This is a genomic window from Streptomyces sp. NPDC029836 (assembly GCF_055574495.1).
The window spans coordinates 21,059-36,808 of sequence record NZ_JBVHZI010000003.1 but is presented as its reverse complement, the minus strand read 5'-3'; the positions used below and the strand labels follow the sequence as shown (position 1 = coordinate 36,808).

At 74.9% G+C, this 15,750-nt stretch carries 13 protein-coding genes; 9 read left to right on the top strand and 4 right to left on the bottom strand.

What is annotated here, in order from left to right; genetic code table 11:
• The first annotated feature begins 66 nt into the window (after positions 1-66).
• From ACZ4XJ_RS11070 to ACZ4XJ_RS11050, 5 genes are all read left to right on the top strand, one after another.
• Positions 67-1,800 (top strand): carbamoyltransferase family protein, encoded by a 1,734-nt coding sequence (locus ACZ4XJ_RS11070; protein WP_468495970.1) that lies wholly within the window; start codon positions 67-69, stop codon positions 1,798-1,800.
• Positions 1,797-3,506, top strand: a complete 1,710-nt coding sequence (locus ACZ4XJ_RS11065) for a condensation domain-containing protein (RefSeq protein ID WP_468495969.1) — start codon at positions 1,797-1,799, stop codon at positions 3,504-3,506. Before ACZ4XJ_RS11070 ends, ACZ4XJ_RS11065 begins: the two co-directional genes overlap by 4 nt.
• 309 nt (positions 3,507-3,815) lie before the next feature.
• Entirely contained in the window at positions 3,816-5,354 is a 1,539-nt protein-coding gene (locus ACZ4XJ_RS11060) for an AMP-binding protein (protein WP_468495968.1), read from the top strand.
• Entirely contained in the window at positions 5,351-7,039 is a 1,689-nt protein-coding gene (locus ACZ4XJ_RS11055; protein ID WP_468495967.1) for an ABC transporter transmembrane domain-containing protein, read from the top strand. Before ACZ4XJ_RS11060 ends, ACZ4XJ_RS11055 begins: the two co-directional genes overlap by 4 nt.
• Positions 7,036-8,871: an ABC transporter ATP-binding protein gene (locus ACZ4XJ_RS11050; protein WP_468495966.1), complete on the top strand. Its 1,836-nt coding sequence runs from the start codon at positions 7,036-7,038 to the stop codon at positions 8,869-8,871. The genes ACZ4XJ_RS11055 and ACZ4XJ_RS11050 overlap by 4 nt, the downstream gene beginning before the upstream one ends.
• 20 nt (positions 8,872-8,891) lie before the next feature.
• Here the strand turns inward: ACZ4XJ_RS11050 and ACZ4XJ_RS11045 are convergent, their stop codons facing one another.
• Positions 8,892-9,512 carry a cysteine hydrolase family protein gene (locus tag ACZ4XJ_RS11045; protein ID WP_362879620.1) on the bottom strand — a complete coding sequence of 207 codons (621 nt, stop codon included), beginning with the start codon at positions 9,510-9,512 and terminating at the stop codon, positions 8,892-8,894.
• A 75-nt stretch (positions 9,513-9,587) separates the two neighbouring features.
• Here ACZ4XJ_RS11045 and ACZ4XJ_RS11040 point away from each other — a divergent pair, with 75 nt between their 5' ends.
• Entirely contained in the window at positions 9,588-10,046 is a 459-nt protein-coding gene (locus tag ACZ4XJ_RS11040; RefSeq protein ID WP_468495965.1) for a pyridoxamine 5'-phosphate oxidase family protein, read from the top strand.
• Between the two features lie 33 nt (positions 10,047-10,079).
• Here the strand turns inward: ACZ4XJ_RS11040 and ACZ4XJ_RS11035 are convergent, their stop codons facing one another.
• Positions 10,080-10,982: a LysR family transcriptional regulator gene (locus tag ACZ4XJ_RS11035; RefSeq protein WP_468495964.1), complete on the bottom strand. Its 903-nt coding sequence runs from the start codon at positions 10,980-10,982 to the stop codon at positions 10,080-10,082.
• Positions 10,983-11,056: 74 nt separating this feature from the next.
• Here ACZ4XJ_RS11035 and ACZ4XJ_RS11030 point away from each other — a divergent pair, with 74 nt between their 5' ends.
• Both ACZ4XJ_RS11030 and ACZ4XJ_RS11025 read left to right on the top strand, forming a co-directional pair.
• Positions 11,057-12,085, top strand: coding sequence for a DMT family transporter (locus tag ACZ4XJ_RS11030; RefSeq protein WP_468495963.1), 1,029 nt, complete (start codon positions 11,057-11,059; stop codon positions 12,083-12,085).
• A 28-nt stretch (positions 12,086-12,113) separates the two neighbouring features.
• A complete protein-coding gene (locus ACZ4XJ_RS11025; protein ID WP_468495962.1) occupies positions 12,114-12,374 on the top strand; it encodes a hypothetical protein in 261 nt (86 codons plus the stop codon).
• A 30-nt stretch (positions 12,375-12,404) separates the two neighbouring features.
• On the opposite strand, the gene ACZ4XJ_RS11020 is transcribed toward ACZ4XJ_RS11025, so the two are convergent.
• Positions 12,405-13,745, bottom strand: coding sequence for an aminotransferase class I/II-fold pyridoxal phosphate-dependent enzyme (locus tag ACZ4XJ_RS11020; protein ID WP_468495961.1), 1,341 nt, complete (start codon positions 13,743-13,745; stop codon positions 12,405-12,407).
• Positions 13,746-13,773: 28 nt separating this feature from the next.
• Between ACZ4XJ_RS11020 and ACZ4XJ_RS11015 the strand changes: the two genes are divergently transcribed.
• Positions 13,774-14,439 (top strand): pyridoxamine 5'-phosphate oxidase family protein, encoded by a 666-nt coding sequence (locus tag ACZ4XJ_RS11015; RefSeq protein ID WP_362879629.1) that lies wholly within the window; start codon positions 13,774-13,776, stop codon positions 14,437-14,439.
• Here the strand turns inward: ACZ4XJ_RS11015 and ACZ4XJ_RS11010 are convergent.
• On the bottom strand, positions 14,421-15,485 hold the full coding sequence (locus tag ACZ4XJ_RS11010) for a DMT family transporter (protein WP_468495960.1): 1,065 nt from the start codon (positions 15,483-15,485) through the stop codon (positions 14,421-14,423). The two genes, ACZ4XJ_RS11015 and ACZ4XJ_RS11010, sit on opposite strands and share 19 nt — an antisense overlap.
• Between the last annotated feature and the right edge of the window lie 265 nt (positions 15,486-15,750).

Genomic DNA, 15,750 nt, shown 5'->3' with positions numbered 1-15,750 from the left:
GGACGCCGAGCGCCCTGCGGGCCCGAGGCGGAACCGGCGGATCCCGACCGACCTTTGGGGACTGACATGCGTGTGCTCGGAGTCAACGGATGGCCCGGTGCCAGCCACGACGGTGCGGCCTGCCTCGTCGTGGACGGCGAAGTCATCGCCCTGGCCGAGGAGGAACGCTTCACCCGTCACAAGCACGCCTACGGGGAGGCTCCTCTCCACGCCGCCGCGTACTGCCTCGCGCAGGGCGGTCTCACCCTGGACGACATCGATGTCGTCGCCCACGGGTGGGACCTGCCCACCCTCTTCGCGGACCGCGGTCTGGGCTGGTTCGACAACGACGCCGACTGCCTGGAACACCTGCTGCCCAAGGCGCTGTTCCCGCGGTCGCGCGACCCGCGGCTGACCTTCGTCAACCACCACGTCGCCCACGCCGCCAGCGCCTACCTCCTCTCCGGGCGCGACCGCGGCGCGATCCTCGTCCTCGACGGCCAGGGCGAGAACGAGAGCACCACCCTGGCCGTCGGCATCGACGGCGAGATCAAGACGCTGCGCGCCCACTCCCCCGGCTGGTCGCTCGGCTACTTCTACGCCGCCGTCTGCGAGTACGCCGGGCTCGGGTCGGACGCCGCGGGCAAGATGATGGGTCTGGCCTCCTACGGCACCCCCGGCGACCTCACCTTCGGTGGCGCCTTCGCCTTCGCCGACGAGGACTTCAGCATCGGCGTCGTCCCGCCCGACCTGCGCTCCACGGGCACCACGGACGAGGAGACGGCCACCATCCGGTACTGGCTGGAGCACCTGGAGAAGACCCTCCCCGAGGCGCCCAACCGCGGCGTGCGCCGCTTCGACGCCCGCGCCGGCCGGTACGCCACCATCACCGACCGGGACCCCTTCGAGTACCGCGACGTCGCCGCCACCGCGCAGGCCGCCCTGGAGCGGGCCGTCATGGGCCTGGTCCGCGGGCTGCTGCGGGAGACCGGTGAGACCACGCTGCTGATCGCCGGCGGCGTCGGCTTCAACGCCACCCTCAACGGCAAGATCATGCGGATGCCCGAGGTCCGGGACCTCTTCGTCCAGCCCCTCGCCGGGGACCAGGGCGTCTCGCTCGGCGCCGCGGTCCGGGTCGCCGCCCAGGAGGGCGACCGCATCCAACCCATGACGGGCACCGTCGCCTGGGGCCCGCAGTGGTCCCCCGACGAGATACGGCACGTCCTGGACGCCTCGGGCACCGCGTACACCGAGCCCGCCGACATCGCCGCCGCCACCGCCGACGTACTGGCCGCGGGCGGGGTCTCCGGCTGGTTCCAGGGCCGGGCCGAGGGCGGCCCCCGGGCGCTGGGCCACCGCAGCCTGGTCGCCGTACCCGATCCCGAGTCCACGCGCGACCGGGTCAACGTACGCATCAAGGACCGCGAGGCGTGGCGCCCGTTCGCCCCGAGCATGCAGGAGGAGGCCGCCGAGGTCCTCATCGGCACCACCACCCCGCTGCCGTACATGATCGTCACCACTCCGGTGACCGAGGCCGGGGCCGCGGCGATGCCCGCCGTCGTGCACAGCGACCGCACGACCCGCCCGCAAACCGTCTCCGCCGCGGTCGACCCCCTCTACCACCGCCTCATCGGCGAGGTCGGCCGGCACACCGGCACCGCCGTCGTGATGAACACCTCCTTCAACGGGCGGGACGAACCGGTCGTGTGCAGCCCCCGCGACGCCCTCGCCACCTTCCACCGGTTGCCCCTGGACGCCCTCGCCGTCGGGCCCTTCCTGGTGCGCCGCCCCTCCGGCTCCCTCGGGGAGGCCGGCGCGTGACCGCCCCGGTAAGCGCGCACACCGCCGAACGGACCCCGGCAGCGGGGCGGTCGGCCCCGCCCACACCGTCCGCCGAGGAGGTCCGCGTCACGCTGGTGGACTGGCTCGCCGAGGCGGTCCTGATCCCCGACGCGGACCTCACCGCACCGCTGCGCGACCTCGGCGTGGACTCGCTCGACCTGATCCGCACCGCCCGCCGCGTCGAGTCGGCCTTCGGCGTACGGGTGCAACTGCGCGAGCTGTTCGCCCCCGGGCTGACGACGGCCGGCCTCGCCGCGCACGTGGCCGAACGGGCCGCCCAGCGCGGCGCGACCGAGGCCGCGCCGCCCGGCGCCGCCCACGACCCGGTCGTCCTCACCCCCTCCCAGGAACAGGCCTGGGAGGAGCAGACGGGCGAGCGCGGCCAGTGGAACCAGGCTCTCCTGTTCACCACCCGGCCGGACGTCGACCCCGAACGGTTCGCCGAGGCCGTGCGCCGCTTGGTCGCCGGCCACGCGTCGCTGCGCCTCGGCGTCGAGGAGCGCCCGGCCCGCCGGCCCCGTCAGCACACGTCGGCGCTGGCCACCGGCGGCCCCGCGACGGACGCCCTCGGCCCGGTGCTCGACACCGTCGACGTCCGCGCGCTCGCCGACGCGGAGCTGACGGCCGCCGTCACCCTGCGGTGCGCGGCCGAGCAGCGCTCCCTGGACCCGCGGGCCGGACGCGTGGCCCGCTTCGTGCGCTTCGACGCCGGCCCGTCGCGGCCCGGTCGGCTGCTGATCGTCGTCCATCAGTTGGCGATCGACATGGTCTCGTGGTCGGTGCTGCTCGCCGATCTGGAGGAGGTGTACACGGCCCTGGAGGAGGGCCGGTCCGACGTGTGGCCGGTCGAGGGCACCTCCTACCCGGAGTGGGCGCGGACCCTCGCGGCCCACGCCCGCACCCCCGAGGCGCAGGAGCAGGCGCAGTGGTGGACGGAGGTCGCCCGCACTCCCGCCGCCCTGCCCCCGGACCGCCCCGTGGCGGACCCGCGGGCCGTGAACACCGCCGCGAGCGCCGCCACCCACCGCGAGGAGTTCCCCGCGGAGCTCACCGCCCGGCTCCACGCGGTGGCCCGCACCCACCGCGCCCACCCGGGCGACCTCGTCCTGCACGCCCTCGGCGAGGTGTTGGCCGAACGCCTCGGCGAACCCGCGGTCCGCGTGGACGTACTGCGCCACGGCCGCGAGGAGACCGTCGGTGACACCCAACTGGCCCGCACCACCGGCTGGTTCACCACCACGGTCCCCGTCCGCCTGGATCTGGCCCCCGGCTCCCCCGCCGAGCGCCTCGCCCGGACCGTGGGCCACCTCGCGGCCCTGCCCGGCGGCGGAGTGGGCCACGGTGCGCTCGCCCGGCACGGCCGGCCCCGGATCGCCGCGGCGCTGCGCGCCGCCCCACCCAGCAACGTCTCCTTCGACTTCGAGGGCGACGACGCCGACGCGCTCCCCCTGGGCACCCTCCTGCCGGACATCGCCCCGGAACCGGTCGGCGACATCACGGCCCCCCACTGGACGCGCCCGCACCCCGTCGAGGTCATCGCCACCACCGACGACGCGAAACTGTGCGTCGAGTGGTGGTACTCCACCGCCCTGTACGGGGAAACGACCGTGCGCGCGCTGGCCACCCGCCACCGGGAGGCCCTCACCGCACTCCTGCACGCCCTGACCGGATCGGACGCCGCCTAGTGCTGTGGCGGGAAAGGTCCACCGGGTCGCGGCGCCCGGCACGGCACCTCGCCGCGTTGTCGGACCACGGAAGTACGTCCGGTACGAACCGCGGCCCTCCGCCTCGCGACGCACCGCACCGAACACCGCGACCCGGCAAACCTTTCCCGCCACAGCACCAGGCGGTCACTTCCGGATCTCGCCCGACCCGCGCCGCCCGCCCCGCGCCGCCCGCCCGACCGGCGGGATCCGGGCGCGACGGCCCCAGACCGCCCCCTTCGACCCGGGCACCCCTGCACCACCCCACGGACGGACCGGAAGACTCCTGCCATGACCCTGCCCAGCGTGCTGGACCCCTTCTTCGCCATCGCCCACGCGGATCCGGACCGGCCCGCGGTGATCGACAACGGAGTGACCGTCGGATACGGCCAACTCGCTCGCTGGGCCGGGGCGGTGGCCGACCTGGTGGCCGGCCGAACCCCGCCCGGCGCACCACCGGTGGCCATCCACACGCACCACAGCGTCCGCGACATCGCGGCGGTCCTCGGTACGCTCGCCGCCGGCCGGGGGTACGTCCCGGTCGGCGACGGGCCGGCCGGCCACGCCGACCGGGCCCTGAAGTCCCTCGGTTGCCGGGAGATCATCACCACCGCCGGGACCGATCGGATACCGGCCGTCGACCGGGTCCTTCGACCCAACTGGGGCCGCTCGCACGGTCCGCCGCGCGCGGCCGGCGAGTCCGTACGGCCGCAGGACCCCGCGTACGTGCTGTTCACCTCGGGCTCCACCGGCGCCCCCAAGGCAGCGGTGGTCCCGCACGGGGCGCTGCACGCCGTGCTGCCGCACCTGAGCCGGCAGTACGGCGTCGGGCCCGGCACCGTCGCCCTCAACTTCCACCGGGTGGACGGGGACACCAGCCTGGAGGAGATCCTGCCGACCCTGCTGGCCGGCGGTCTCGTCGTCCTCGACGAGGACAGCGAGGCAGACCTCGACCGGGTCCTGACCGAGCACGAGGTCACCCTCGTCAACCTGCCCGTCGACTACTGGCACCTCTGGACCCGCCACCTGCTGGACACCGGCCGCTCCCTGCCCGGGTCCGTCGAGACCGTCGTGATCGGCGGCGAGGCCGTCCGACCCGACATGCTCGACCGCTGGCGGCGGCTCGGCGCCGACCACGTCGTCCTGCTCAACACCTACGGGTCCACGGAGACCGCGCTGGTCACCCACAGCGCCGTCCTCGCCGGCCCGGGCGCGCCCGCGGACTTCCCCGACGGGCTGCCGATCGGCCGCCCGTTGCCCTCGGTACGCCAGCGCGTCGAGCCGAGGCCGGACGCGCCCCACGGGCCGGGTGAACTCCTGGTGGCGGGACCTCAGTTGGCCACGGGTTACGTCGACGATCCGGTGCGCACCGCCGCCCGGTTCGTCGAGTCCGGGCCGGTGGGCGGCGCCGAGCGGTGGTACCGCACCGGGGACCTCGTCTCCGAGGGCGCCGACGGCTCGCTCGTCTTCCACGGCCGCGTCGACCACCAGGTCAAGATCCGCGGGCACCGGGTGGACCTGTTGGACGTCGAGGGGGCCCTAGGCGCCCTACCGGGGGTGACGGCCGTCGCCGCCGTGGCGCACGACAAGGGTGAGCACACGGTCCTGGTCGCCTTCGTGGTGCCGGCGACCGGGTCGCACGACGTACGGGAGCCCGCCGCGGGCGGGCCGCCCCCGGACCCCGCGGCCGCCGCGGCGGCGCTGCGCGAGCGGCTGCGGGCCACCGTCCCCGGCCCGTTCGTCCCCGACCGGATCCTCGTGGTGCCCGAACTGGCGCACACCCGTACCGGCAAGGTCGACCGCGCGGGCACCCGGGACCGGTACCTGTGAGCAACCGACTCTTCGACGCCTCGGTCGACCCCGCCGACGTGCCCGAGGCGGACGCCCGCGGGCCCTGGGCCTACCTGTGGTGGCTGGCCCGGATCCGCCCCTGGCCGCTGGTCCTGGCCGCCGTGCTCGGCGCCCTGTGGATGGTCCCCCTCGCCCTGATACCGCTGGTCATCGGGCGGGCCATCGACGAGGCGGGCCGGGCCGACGGGCAGGTCGGGCTGTACCTGTGGGCGCTGCTCACCCTGGGCCTGGGCGTCCTCCAGGCCGTCGCGGGCGCGGGCCTCATCCAGGCCGCCGTCGGCGCCGAGGCGCACGCCCTGTCGGTCACGCACCGCGTACTGATGCGGCAGGTCGTACGGCTCGGCGCGGCCCTGCGCGGCAAGGCCCGCTCGGGGGACGTGGCGGCCTCGGCGGCCGCCGACGTGGAGAGCATCGGCAACGCCTTCGAGGTCGTCGGCCGCACCATCGGGGCGGTCGTCGCCGCCGTCCTGGTGGCGGTGGCCCTCACGGTCACCTCGCCCGTCCTGGGACTCGCCGTACTCATCGGTGTCCCCGCCGCCGTCCTCGGCATCGGCCCCTTGCTGCGGCCGCTCCAGGAGCGCGACGAGGCGCAGCGCGAGCAGATGGGCATCGCCACCTCCCAGGCCGGCGACATCGTGGCCGGCCTGCGCATCCTGCGCGGCATCGGCGGCGAGGCCGGTTTCGCCGAGGGGTTCAGGCGCACCAGTCAGCAGGTGCGGCGGGCCGGTGAGTCGGCGGGCCGGATGGAGGCCTGGCTCCAGGCGGCCGGCGTGCTCCTGCCCGGGCTGGTCACCGTCGGCATCGTCTGGCTGGGCGCCCGACTCGCGCTGGAGGGGACCATCACCGCCGGTGAACTCATCGCGTTCTACGGCGCGTCCGCCTTCCTCACCCTTCCGGTCAGCACCGCCACCGAGGCCGCCGAGACCCTCAGCCTCGCCAAGGTCGCCGCCGGCCGCGTCTGCGCCCTGCTGCGGCTGACCCCCGACACCGTCCGACCGGCCCGGCCCGAACCGTTGCCGGCCGGCGCCCTCGCGGTGGTCGACGCGGACACCGGGATCACCGCCGGCGCCGGTCGCCTCACCGTGGTCACCGCGCCCGCCGACCGCACCGGCGAGCTGGCCGACCGGCTGAGCCGGCCCGGCGCCGGCGGCGCGGCGACCGTCCTGCTGGGCGGGGTACCCCTGGAGCGGGCCGATCCCGACGAGTTGGCCGCCCGGTCGCTGCGTTCGGGCCCCGCCGACGTCCTGTTCAGCGGCACCGTCCGGGAGGAGCTGACGGCCGGGTCCGCCCGGTCCCGCGAAGCCGTGGCCCGGGCCCTGTTCGCGGCCGACGCCACCGACGTCGTCGACGCGTTGCCCGGGGGCCCGGACGCCTGGCTGGACGAGGGGGGCCGCACCCTGTCCGGTGGGCAGCGCCAGCGGCTGGTCCTCGCCCGTGCCCTGCTCGCGGCCACCGACCTGCTGATCCTGGAGGATCCCACCGCCTCCGTCGACGCCCACACCGAGGCCCGGATCGTCGACCGGGTCGCCGCCCTGCGCGCCGGCCGGACCACGGTGGTCTTCAGCGACAGCCCACTGTGGCGGGGCGCCGCCGACCACGTGGTCCGCCTCGACGCCGAGCCCGCCCCCGGCGGCCCCGACCGCTCCACGGGAGTGCCCTCATGACCACCACCCCCGTCCGGGCGCCCGCTCCGGGTCCCGACACCGACCCGGAGCCCGTCGCCGCACCCGGTGGCGCCGGCCGGCTGCCGCTCGCCGACCGGGCCGAGGTCCGCGCCTGGATCCGCGTCTTCCTCCGGGGCGAGGCCCGCCGACTGGCGGTGACCTTCGCCCTGTTCGCCGCCGCCCTGGTGGCCGGCCTGGTCGGACCCCGCCTGCTCGGGCACCTCGTCGAATCCGTCAAGAACGGCACCACCACCGGCCGGGTCGACGTCCTGGCCCTCGCCTTCGTCGCCATCCTGCTCGGGCACGCGCTGCTCGCCCGCGCCGCCCGCACCCGGGCCACGCTGCTCGGCGAACGGGTCCTCGCCCGTACCCGGGAGAACTTCGTCGGCCGGATCCTCGGGCTGCCGCTGTCCGAGGTGGAGGCGGTCGGTACGGGTGACCTGCTCAGCCGCGCCACCACCGACGCCGACCGGCTGAACGAGAGCATCCGGCAGGCCGTGCCCCGCATCGCGCTGGCCGCCGTCACCCTGGTCTTCACCTTCGCGGCCATCCTGCTCACCTCGCCGCTGCTCGCCCTCGGACTGCTGGCCGGCGTACCGTTCGCCGCGCTGTCGACGTGGTGGTACCGGCCGCGCGCGACCCGCGCGTACGAGCGCCTCCTCGCCCAGGAGGCCGACGTGCTGGCCGTCACCCACGAGAGCGCGCGCGGCGCCGCCACCGTCGAGGCCCTCGGGTTGGGCGCACGCCAGCTCCGGCGCCACGGCGCGGCCGTGGACCGGGTGGTGCGCACCCGACAGCGCACCACCTGGCTGCAGGCCATCTGGTTCCCGAGCCTGGACCTGGCCACGATGGTCCCGATGGCGCTCACCCTCCTCATCGGCGGGCTCGCCTACCAGCGCGGCGAGGTGGGACTGGCGGAGTTGACCGCCGTCGTGCTGTACGTCCAGGCCCTCGGCGAGCCGCTGAACGACCTGCTGACCTGGACCGACGAACTCCAGATCGGCAACGCCGCGCTCCGGCGCATCCTCGGTGTCGAGCGCCTGCCCCGCGAGGTGCGGCAGCCGCCGGCGGACGTCGACGGCCACGCCATCAGCCTGGCGGGGGTCGACTTCGGCTACGGACCGGGCCGCCAGGTCCTCACCGGCATCGACCTCGAAGTCGCCGCCGGTGAACGCCTGGTGGTCGTGGGGGCTTCCGGCGCGGGCAAGTCCACCCTCGGCAAGGTGCTCGCGGGCGTGCACCACGCCACCCGCGGGACGGTACGGATCGGCGGCGCCGACCTCACCACCCTGCCGGTGGAGCAACTGCGGCGGGAGATCGTGCTCGTCACACAGGAGCAGCACGTGTTCACCGGGACGGTACGGGACAACCTGCTGCTGGCGTACGACGACGCCGGGGCCGGCGACGCGGAGGACGCGCGGCTGTGGCAGGCGCTGGAGACCGTACTCCTCGCGGACTGGGTCCGCTCCCTACCGGACGGGCTGGACAGCGGGATCGGGCCGGGCGCGGCCCTGGTGTCCCCGTCGCACGCCCAGCAACTGGCCCTGGCCCGACTGCTGTTGTCGGACCCGTACGCGCTGGTTCTCGACGAGGCCACCGCGCTGCTGGACTCCTCCGCCTCGCGCCGGGTCGAGCGTTCGCTCGCCGCGCTGATCGAGGGGCGCACGGTCATCTCGATCGTGCACCGTCTGGAGTCCGTGCGCGACGCCGACCGGATCGCGGTCATGGACGGCGGCCGGATCGTCGAGCTGGGCAGTCATGACGAGCTGTTGTCGGCCGACGGGGCCTACGCGGCGCTGTGGCGCTCCTGGGACGCGGCGCGCCGCACCTGAGGCCGGCCGCCGGGGCGCGCTCAGCGCGCGGCTGCGGGGGCCCACTGCCGGAGCAGTTCGTCGGTGGTGACGACGGACGCGACGAGGACGAGCGAGTTGCGGATCACCTCGTCGGTACAGGAGGCGGGCACGCCCGCGATGGCGTCCGCCGGCACGACCACCCGGTAGCCGAGGTTCACGGCGTCGAAGACGGTGTTCGGGATCGCGATGTTGGAGGAGACGCCGGTCACGACGAGGGTGCGGATGCCGACGTTGCGCAGCAGCGCGTCGAGGTCGGTACCGGCCATCGGGGACAGTCCGTGCAGCCGGCGCACCATCAGGTCCTGCTCGGCCACCACGATCGGGGGCGCGATCTCCACCGCCCGGGTGCCCGACAGTTGGCGCACGGGTAGTTTCCCGGCGGCGCGGAACAGCCGCGCGTTGGCATTGGCCCCGCGCCCGTCCGGCCGCCGTTCGGCGACCGCGTGCACCACCTGTACGCCGGCCCGGCGCGCGGCGTCGGCCAGCGCGGCGACCCGGTCCAGCATGCCGGAGTCCCGTGCCGCCTTGGCCAGTTCGGGCAGGGCGCTCTCCTCGCCGACGACGCCGTTCTGGCATTCGACGGTGAGCAGCGCGGTGGTGGCGGGATCGAGATCCGGCATGGCTCCCCCTGGTGCGGCGGCGTGAGAGCCCCCATGATTCCTGACACGTAGTCAGATGTGAAGGGACGTGGGCGGATGGACGGCACCCAACGGCGGGGACGCCGCATCATGATGACCGACGGGGAGGTGGACGCCTTCCTGCGCGAGCAGCGGACCTGCCGGGTGGCCACGGTCTCCCCCGACGGGCGCCCGCACGTGGGCGCGCTGTGGTTCGTCTGGGACGGCACGTCGCTGTGGCTGTACTCGATCACCCGCAGTCGGCGCTGGTCCGACCTGCGGGCGGATCCGCGGGTGTCGGTGGTCGTCGACTCCGGGGAGTCCTACGACGAGCTGCGCGGGGTGGAGCTGTCCGGCAGCGTCGTCTTCGTCGGTGAGGCGCCCCGGACCGGGGAGCCCTGCCCGGAACTGGCCGAGGCGGAGCGGCTCTTCCCGGTGAAGAACTTCGGGATCGAGGACATGCCGCACGACGGCCGGCACGCCTGGATCCGGCTCACCCCGGACTCGGTGGTGTCATGGGACTTCCGCAAGATCTGACGGCGCGGGCGCCCGCTCCGGGAGCGCGGGCCATCACCCGACACCGGCCGTCGCCTCGTGCAGCGCCTCGACCGCGGCCCGGATCGAGGGCCTGCGGCCGGCGTCGGTCCGCCAGACGGCGTACACGTGGCGGCGTACGGTGTCGCCGACGGGGAGCAGCCTGACGCCGGGCGGTACGGGACCGCGGCCCAACCTGGGGGTCACGCACACACCCAACCCGGCTTCCACGAAGGCCAACTGGGTGTGGTGTTCCTCGGCGATGTGGCGGATGCGGGGCTCGACGCCGACCCCCCGCAACGTGAAGACCAGCCACTCGTGACAGAACTGCCCCTCGTTCCAGGAGATCCAGTCGTCGTCGGCGCACTCGGCCAGTGAGATGTCGGCGCGATCGGCGAGCGGATGGCCTGCCGGGACCGCGATGTCGACGCCGTCGTCCAGGAGATGGGTTCGGGTCAGCTCGCCGGGCACCGGCATGCGCTTGTTGTGCCAATCGATGGCCAGGGCCATGTCGAGGTCCCCGCGCACGACGGCGGCCATGCTGTCCTCGGGCTCCCGTTCCCGTACGAGGACCCGCAGTTCGGGATGGCCCTCGCGCAGGGAGGTCAGGGCGCGGGGCAGCAGTCCGCGCATGGCCGTGGGGAAGGCCCCGATCCGCAACTCTCCGACCGCGCAGCCCCGTTGGGCCTCCACATCGGCCTGGGCACGTTCCACCTGGGAGATGATCCGGGCCGCGTGCCCCGCCAGCAGCCGTCCGGCGTCCGTGAGCCGCACCCCGCGCCCGTTCTTGGTCAGCAGGGGCTGACCGACCTCCCGCTCCAACTTGGCCATCTGTTGGGAGACGGCGGAGGTGGTCACGTGGAGACCACCGGCGGCCCCGCTGACGGATCCGTGGCGGGCCAGGGCGTCGAGGGTGCGCAGGCGCTCCAGGTTCAACATGTAAGCGATGCTACGTCGTCGCTCCCAAGAAATCTCGCTTGTCCTACGAGGTCGGGCGCTGGAGAGTAAGCCGCATGAGCGCACCCGCCCCTTCCCGCCCCGCCCTTCCTCCCTCCGCCACCCCGGCGCCGGCCGCGACGCCCGCCGGCCGACCGCGCGCCGCCGGCTCCGGGCTGGACTGGCGGCTGCGCTTCGCCCTCCTCTCGGTGATCTGGGGCTTCAGCTTCCTCCTGATCAAGGTGGGCACGCAGGGCTACGCCCCCTTCCACGTCGCGCTCGGCCGGGTGTTCTTCGGGGCGCTGGCCCTGCTCGCGGTACTGCTGGTGCGCCGCGAGCCCCTACCCCGGACGGCGCGCACCTGGGCGCACCTCACGGTGGCGGCGCTGCTGCTGAACTCCGCCCCGTTCTCGCTCTTCGCCTACGCCGAACTCAGCATCCCGTCGAGCCTGGCAGGCATCTGCAACGCCACCTCCCCGCTGTGGGGCATGGCCCTGTCCCTGGTCGCCCTCTCCGAGGACCGCCCGACGCGACGCCGCTTCGCCGGGCTGGGCCTGGGCTTCCTCGGCGTCCTGACCGTGCTCGGCGCCTGGCAGGGCTTCGCCGGGATCGACGCCAAGGGCACGGCGCTCGCCCTGCTCGCGGCGCTCTGCTACCCGATCGGCTGGATCTGGGTACGCCGTACGCTGGCCTCCGTTCCGGGCTCACCGGTGGCGCTCACCGGAGCCCAACTGTTGATCTCGACCGTCCAACTGGCCGCCGTCAGCGCGATGTTCACCTCGGCGCCGGTCTCGTTCCCGCTGTGGCCGACACTGTCCGTGATCGCCCTGGGCGCCCTCGGCACGGGCATGGCCCTGCAGATGCAGTACCAGTTGGTGACAGAGGTGGGCCCGACCACGGCCCAGATGGTCACCTACTTCATCCCGGTGATCGCGACCACGGCGGGCGTCCTCGTCCTCGGCGAGCAGCTGCACTGGAACACCCCGGTCGGCGCGGCCGTCGTGCTGGCCGGCGCCGCCCTCACCCAGGCCCGCCCGAGGACCCCCGGTCCGAAGGCCCCCCGCCCGCAGGGGGCCCGTCGGGCGGCCCTACCCTGGCGGCGATGATCACCGTACGTCTCTCCGGGGGAACACCGTGAGCCCAGCCCTCGCCCTGTTCGTCATCGGTTCCGTCACGCTCGCCTGCGGAACCTGGGTGGCCACGAACCTGCGCGGCTCCGCCGACGCCCTGGCGCGGCGGGCGGCGGCCGCCGGCGAGCCGTCGACGCCCGCGCGCGGTGAACCGGGCCCGCCGGCGCGGATCATGTCCCCCGGGGTCTACCGCTTCCTGGGCGGGATCATCGGCGCCTGCGGGTTCCTCTTCCTGGTGGTATCCCTGGTCGAACACGCGAGTTGAGGGGCCTCCCCGGGCGGGGCGGCCCCCGTTTCAGTCCCGGCGCCCGCCGAGTACGGGACGTACCGCCGACGCCACCGCGTCGGCCAGTACGGGCACTTCGGCCGGCGTGAGCCCGGAGACGGTGATCCGGACCGCGGGCCCCGATTCCACCCGGAACCGGGCTCCCGCCGTCACCGCCCAGCCCGCCGTCAACAGCCGCGTCACCACGGCCGTCTCGTCGGACACCGGCACCCACACGTTCATCCCGCTGCGCCCGTGCGCCCGTACCCCCCGCTCCGCGAGCGCGGCGACCAGCGCGTCCCGTCGGGTCGCGTACGAGCGGGCCACCACAGCCGGGTCGACGGCGCCGGTGGCCCACAGTTCCACCACGGCGTACTGGAGCAGTCGGCTCACCCACCCCGGGCCCAGCCCCTGCCGACCGCGCACCCGGTCCATCGTCACCGTGTCACCGGTCAGCACGGCCAACCGCAGGTCCGGGCCGTACGCCTTCGACGTGGAGCGGATCAGCGCCCAGTGCCGGGTGGCGCCGCTCAGCGCGCACAGCGGCAGGTCCACGATCCCGTGACCGTGGTCGTCGTCGATGACCAGCACGTCGGGGTGGCCCGCCAGCAACTCCCGCAGGACCGCGGCCCGCCCCGCGTCGACCACCGCCCCCGTCGGGTTCTGCGCTCGGGCCGTCACCACCAGGGCCCGGGCCCCTTCGGCCAGCGCCCGGGCCACCGCGTCCGGCAGCGGACCGTCGTCGTCGACGGCGACCGGGAGCACCCGCAGCCCCAGCGCGGGGGCGAGGTCGAGCACGCTCCCCCAGCCCGGGTCCTCCACGGCCACCGCGTCACCGGGCCGCAGGTGGGCGGCCAGCACCCGCTCGATGCCGTCCAGCGCGCCCGAGGTCACGGCCATGGCCCCGGCCGGGACGCCGTCCGCCTCGAACCCGGCCCAGGCGAGGCGCGCCAGTTCCGGGACCACGGGGTCCTGCCCGTACAGGGTCGGCTCCTGCGCGTACCGCCGGGCGGCCGCCGCGAGCGGCCCGTCCAGCGCGGGCAGCAGGGACACGTCGGGGTTGCCCTGGGCGGCGTCCCGCACCCCCTCGGGCACGACCATCCGCAACGAGCTCCGGGGGGCGGTGGCCGGCCGCCGGCGCACCCGGCTGCCGCGCCGGCCGTCCGTCTCGATGACTCCGCGTTCGCGCAGCGTCCGGTACGCGGCGGCCACGGTGTTGGGGTTCACCCCCAACTCACCGGCCAACTCCCGCATCGCCGGCAACAGCGCCCCCGGCTCCAGGGCGCCCGATCCGACGCCCGCTTCGACACTGGCCGCGATTTCCGATGCGCGACGCCCACTGATCCGATACTCTCCTAGCACAAACAACATTATGCACTAGTACAACGGAGTTCGCACCATGACCACCACGCCCGCCGCCTACGAGCCCACCGACCGCACCGTCCCCAGCCGCTCCCGCGACCGGGCGCGCTACGACCGGGAGACCGTGTACTCGATACTCGACCAGGCCTACGTCTGCCACCTCGGGTTCATCCGGGACGGCGCGCCCGTGGTCCTGCCCACCCTCTTCGGACGGGTCGGCGACACCCTGTACGTCCACGGCTCCACGGGCTCCCGCCCGCTGCTCGCCGCGGGCAAGGCCGACCCGGGCCTGCCGGTCTGCCTGACGGTGACCCACGTCGACGGCCTCGTGCTGGCCCGCTCGGCCTTCCACCACTCCCTCAACTACCGCTCGGTGGTCGTCCACGGCACCGCCCACCAGGTCACCGACGAGGCCGAGTGCCGGATGGCGTTGGACGCCCTGGTCGACCACGTGGTTCCCGGCCGCTCCGCCGACTCGCGGCCCGCGAACGCCCGGGAACTGGCCGCCACGGCCGTGATCCGGCTGGACCTGGAGGAGGTCTCGGCGAAGCTGCGCACCGGCGGCCCGAACGACGACGCCGAGGACCTGGACCTGCCGTTCTGGTCGGGCGTGGTCCCGGTCGCCCCGGCGTACGGGACGCCGGTCCCGGCGGCCGATCTGGCCCCCGGCATCGCCGCGCCGGACTACCTCGCCGCGCTCTGAACCTCCGGGGCGGACCGGATCTCCACCGGCTCGCCCCCGGGTCCGCCCGCCTCGCCCCCTTCGCCCCCGGGTCCGGCCGCCTCGCCCACGGGCACGCGCGTCCCGCGCGCCTCGGCCCCGATCAGCGCGCCGACGGCCGCGAGGAGCAGCACGGTGCCCAGCACCACGGCCCCGGTCAGTCGCTCCCCGAGCAGCCCGACCGCGATCGCCGCCGCGCTCACCGGCTCGATCAGCATGATCACCGACACCGTCGCGGCCCGCACCGACGCGGCGCCGGTGAAGTAGAGCGCGTACGCCAGCGCCGTCGGCACGGTGGCGACGTACACCAGCAGCCACAGCACCCGCGCCGGGTCCGCGGTGTGCGGCACCAGCCCCTCCACCACGGCGAGCGGCAGCAGGCACACCGTGCCCACCCCGACCGACCACGCGGTGGTGACGAGCGGGTCCCCGCCCTCCCCGCGCCGCCCGAGCAGGCGCGCCCGCAGCGTCATCGCCGCGTAGCCGGCGGCCGAGAGCAGCGCCCAGAACACCCCGAGCGGCCGCACCTCCCCGCCGCCGGAGCCCAGCACGAGCACGGCCAGTCCGGCGAGCGCGCCGCCGACGGCGGCCGCTCCGCCCCGGCCCAGCCGCTCGCCCGTCCAGTACCGGCCGCCGAGCGCGATCAGTACGGGCCCCGCGCCCAGGGTCACGACGGTGCCGACGGCAAGGCCGGTCTCCCGCACGGCGCCGAAGTACGCGGCCTGGAACAGGGTGAACAGCAGGCCGGTCCCGATGAGCGAAGGGACGGACGGCCGGCCCGCCTCCTCCCGGCCGCCTGCGGGGCGACGTACGGCACCGGAGCGGCGCAGGGCTCCGGCGCGACGTACGGCGAGCACCGCCAGCAGCACGACGAGCCCGCCCGCGCACCGCCAGAAGGACAGGGCGAGCGGACCGAGGTCACTGGCCAGGAAGAGGAGTGAGGCGGCGGCCCCGGCGGTGCCCCAGGCGACTCCGGCGACGACGAGGTACAGCAGATCGCGCCCTGAAGCGGGCGAATGGTTCGACACGTGGATCTCCGCGCATGCGTGAAGTGAAGGATGAGAGGAACGGTCATCACTTCGCGGGCAGCACGAACCCGCCCCGGGCCGTCGAAGGGCGGCCGGGACGGGTGGTCCTCAAGGGAGCGGCCACCCGCGCCAGATCCTGCGCGGAAATCTCCGCGGACACCCGCACGACGGGCGGGATCCACGAGAGCGTCCGGACAGGACCTAGGCGGCGGGAGGCGGAAGTACGGTCAAAGGCATGGTGCGTACCCTACGCGGTCCGCCTGCG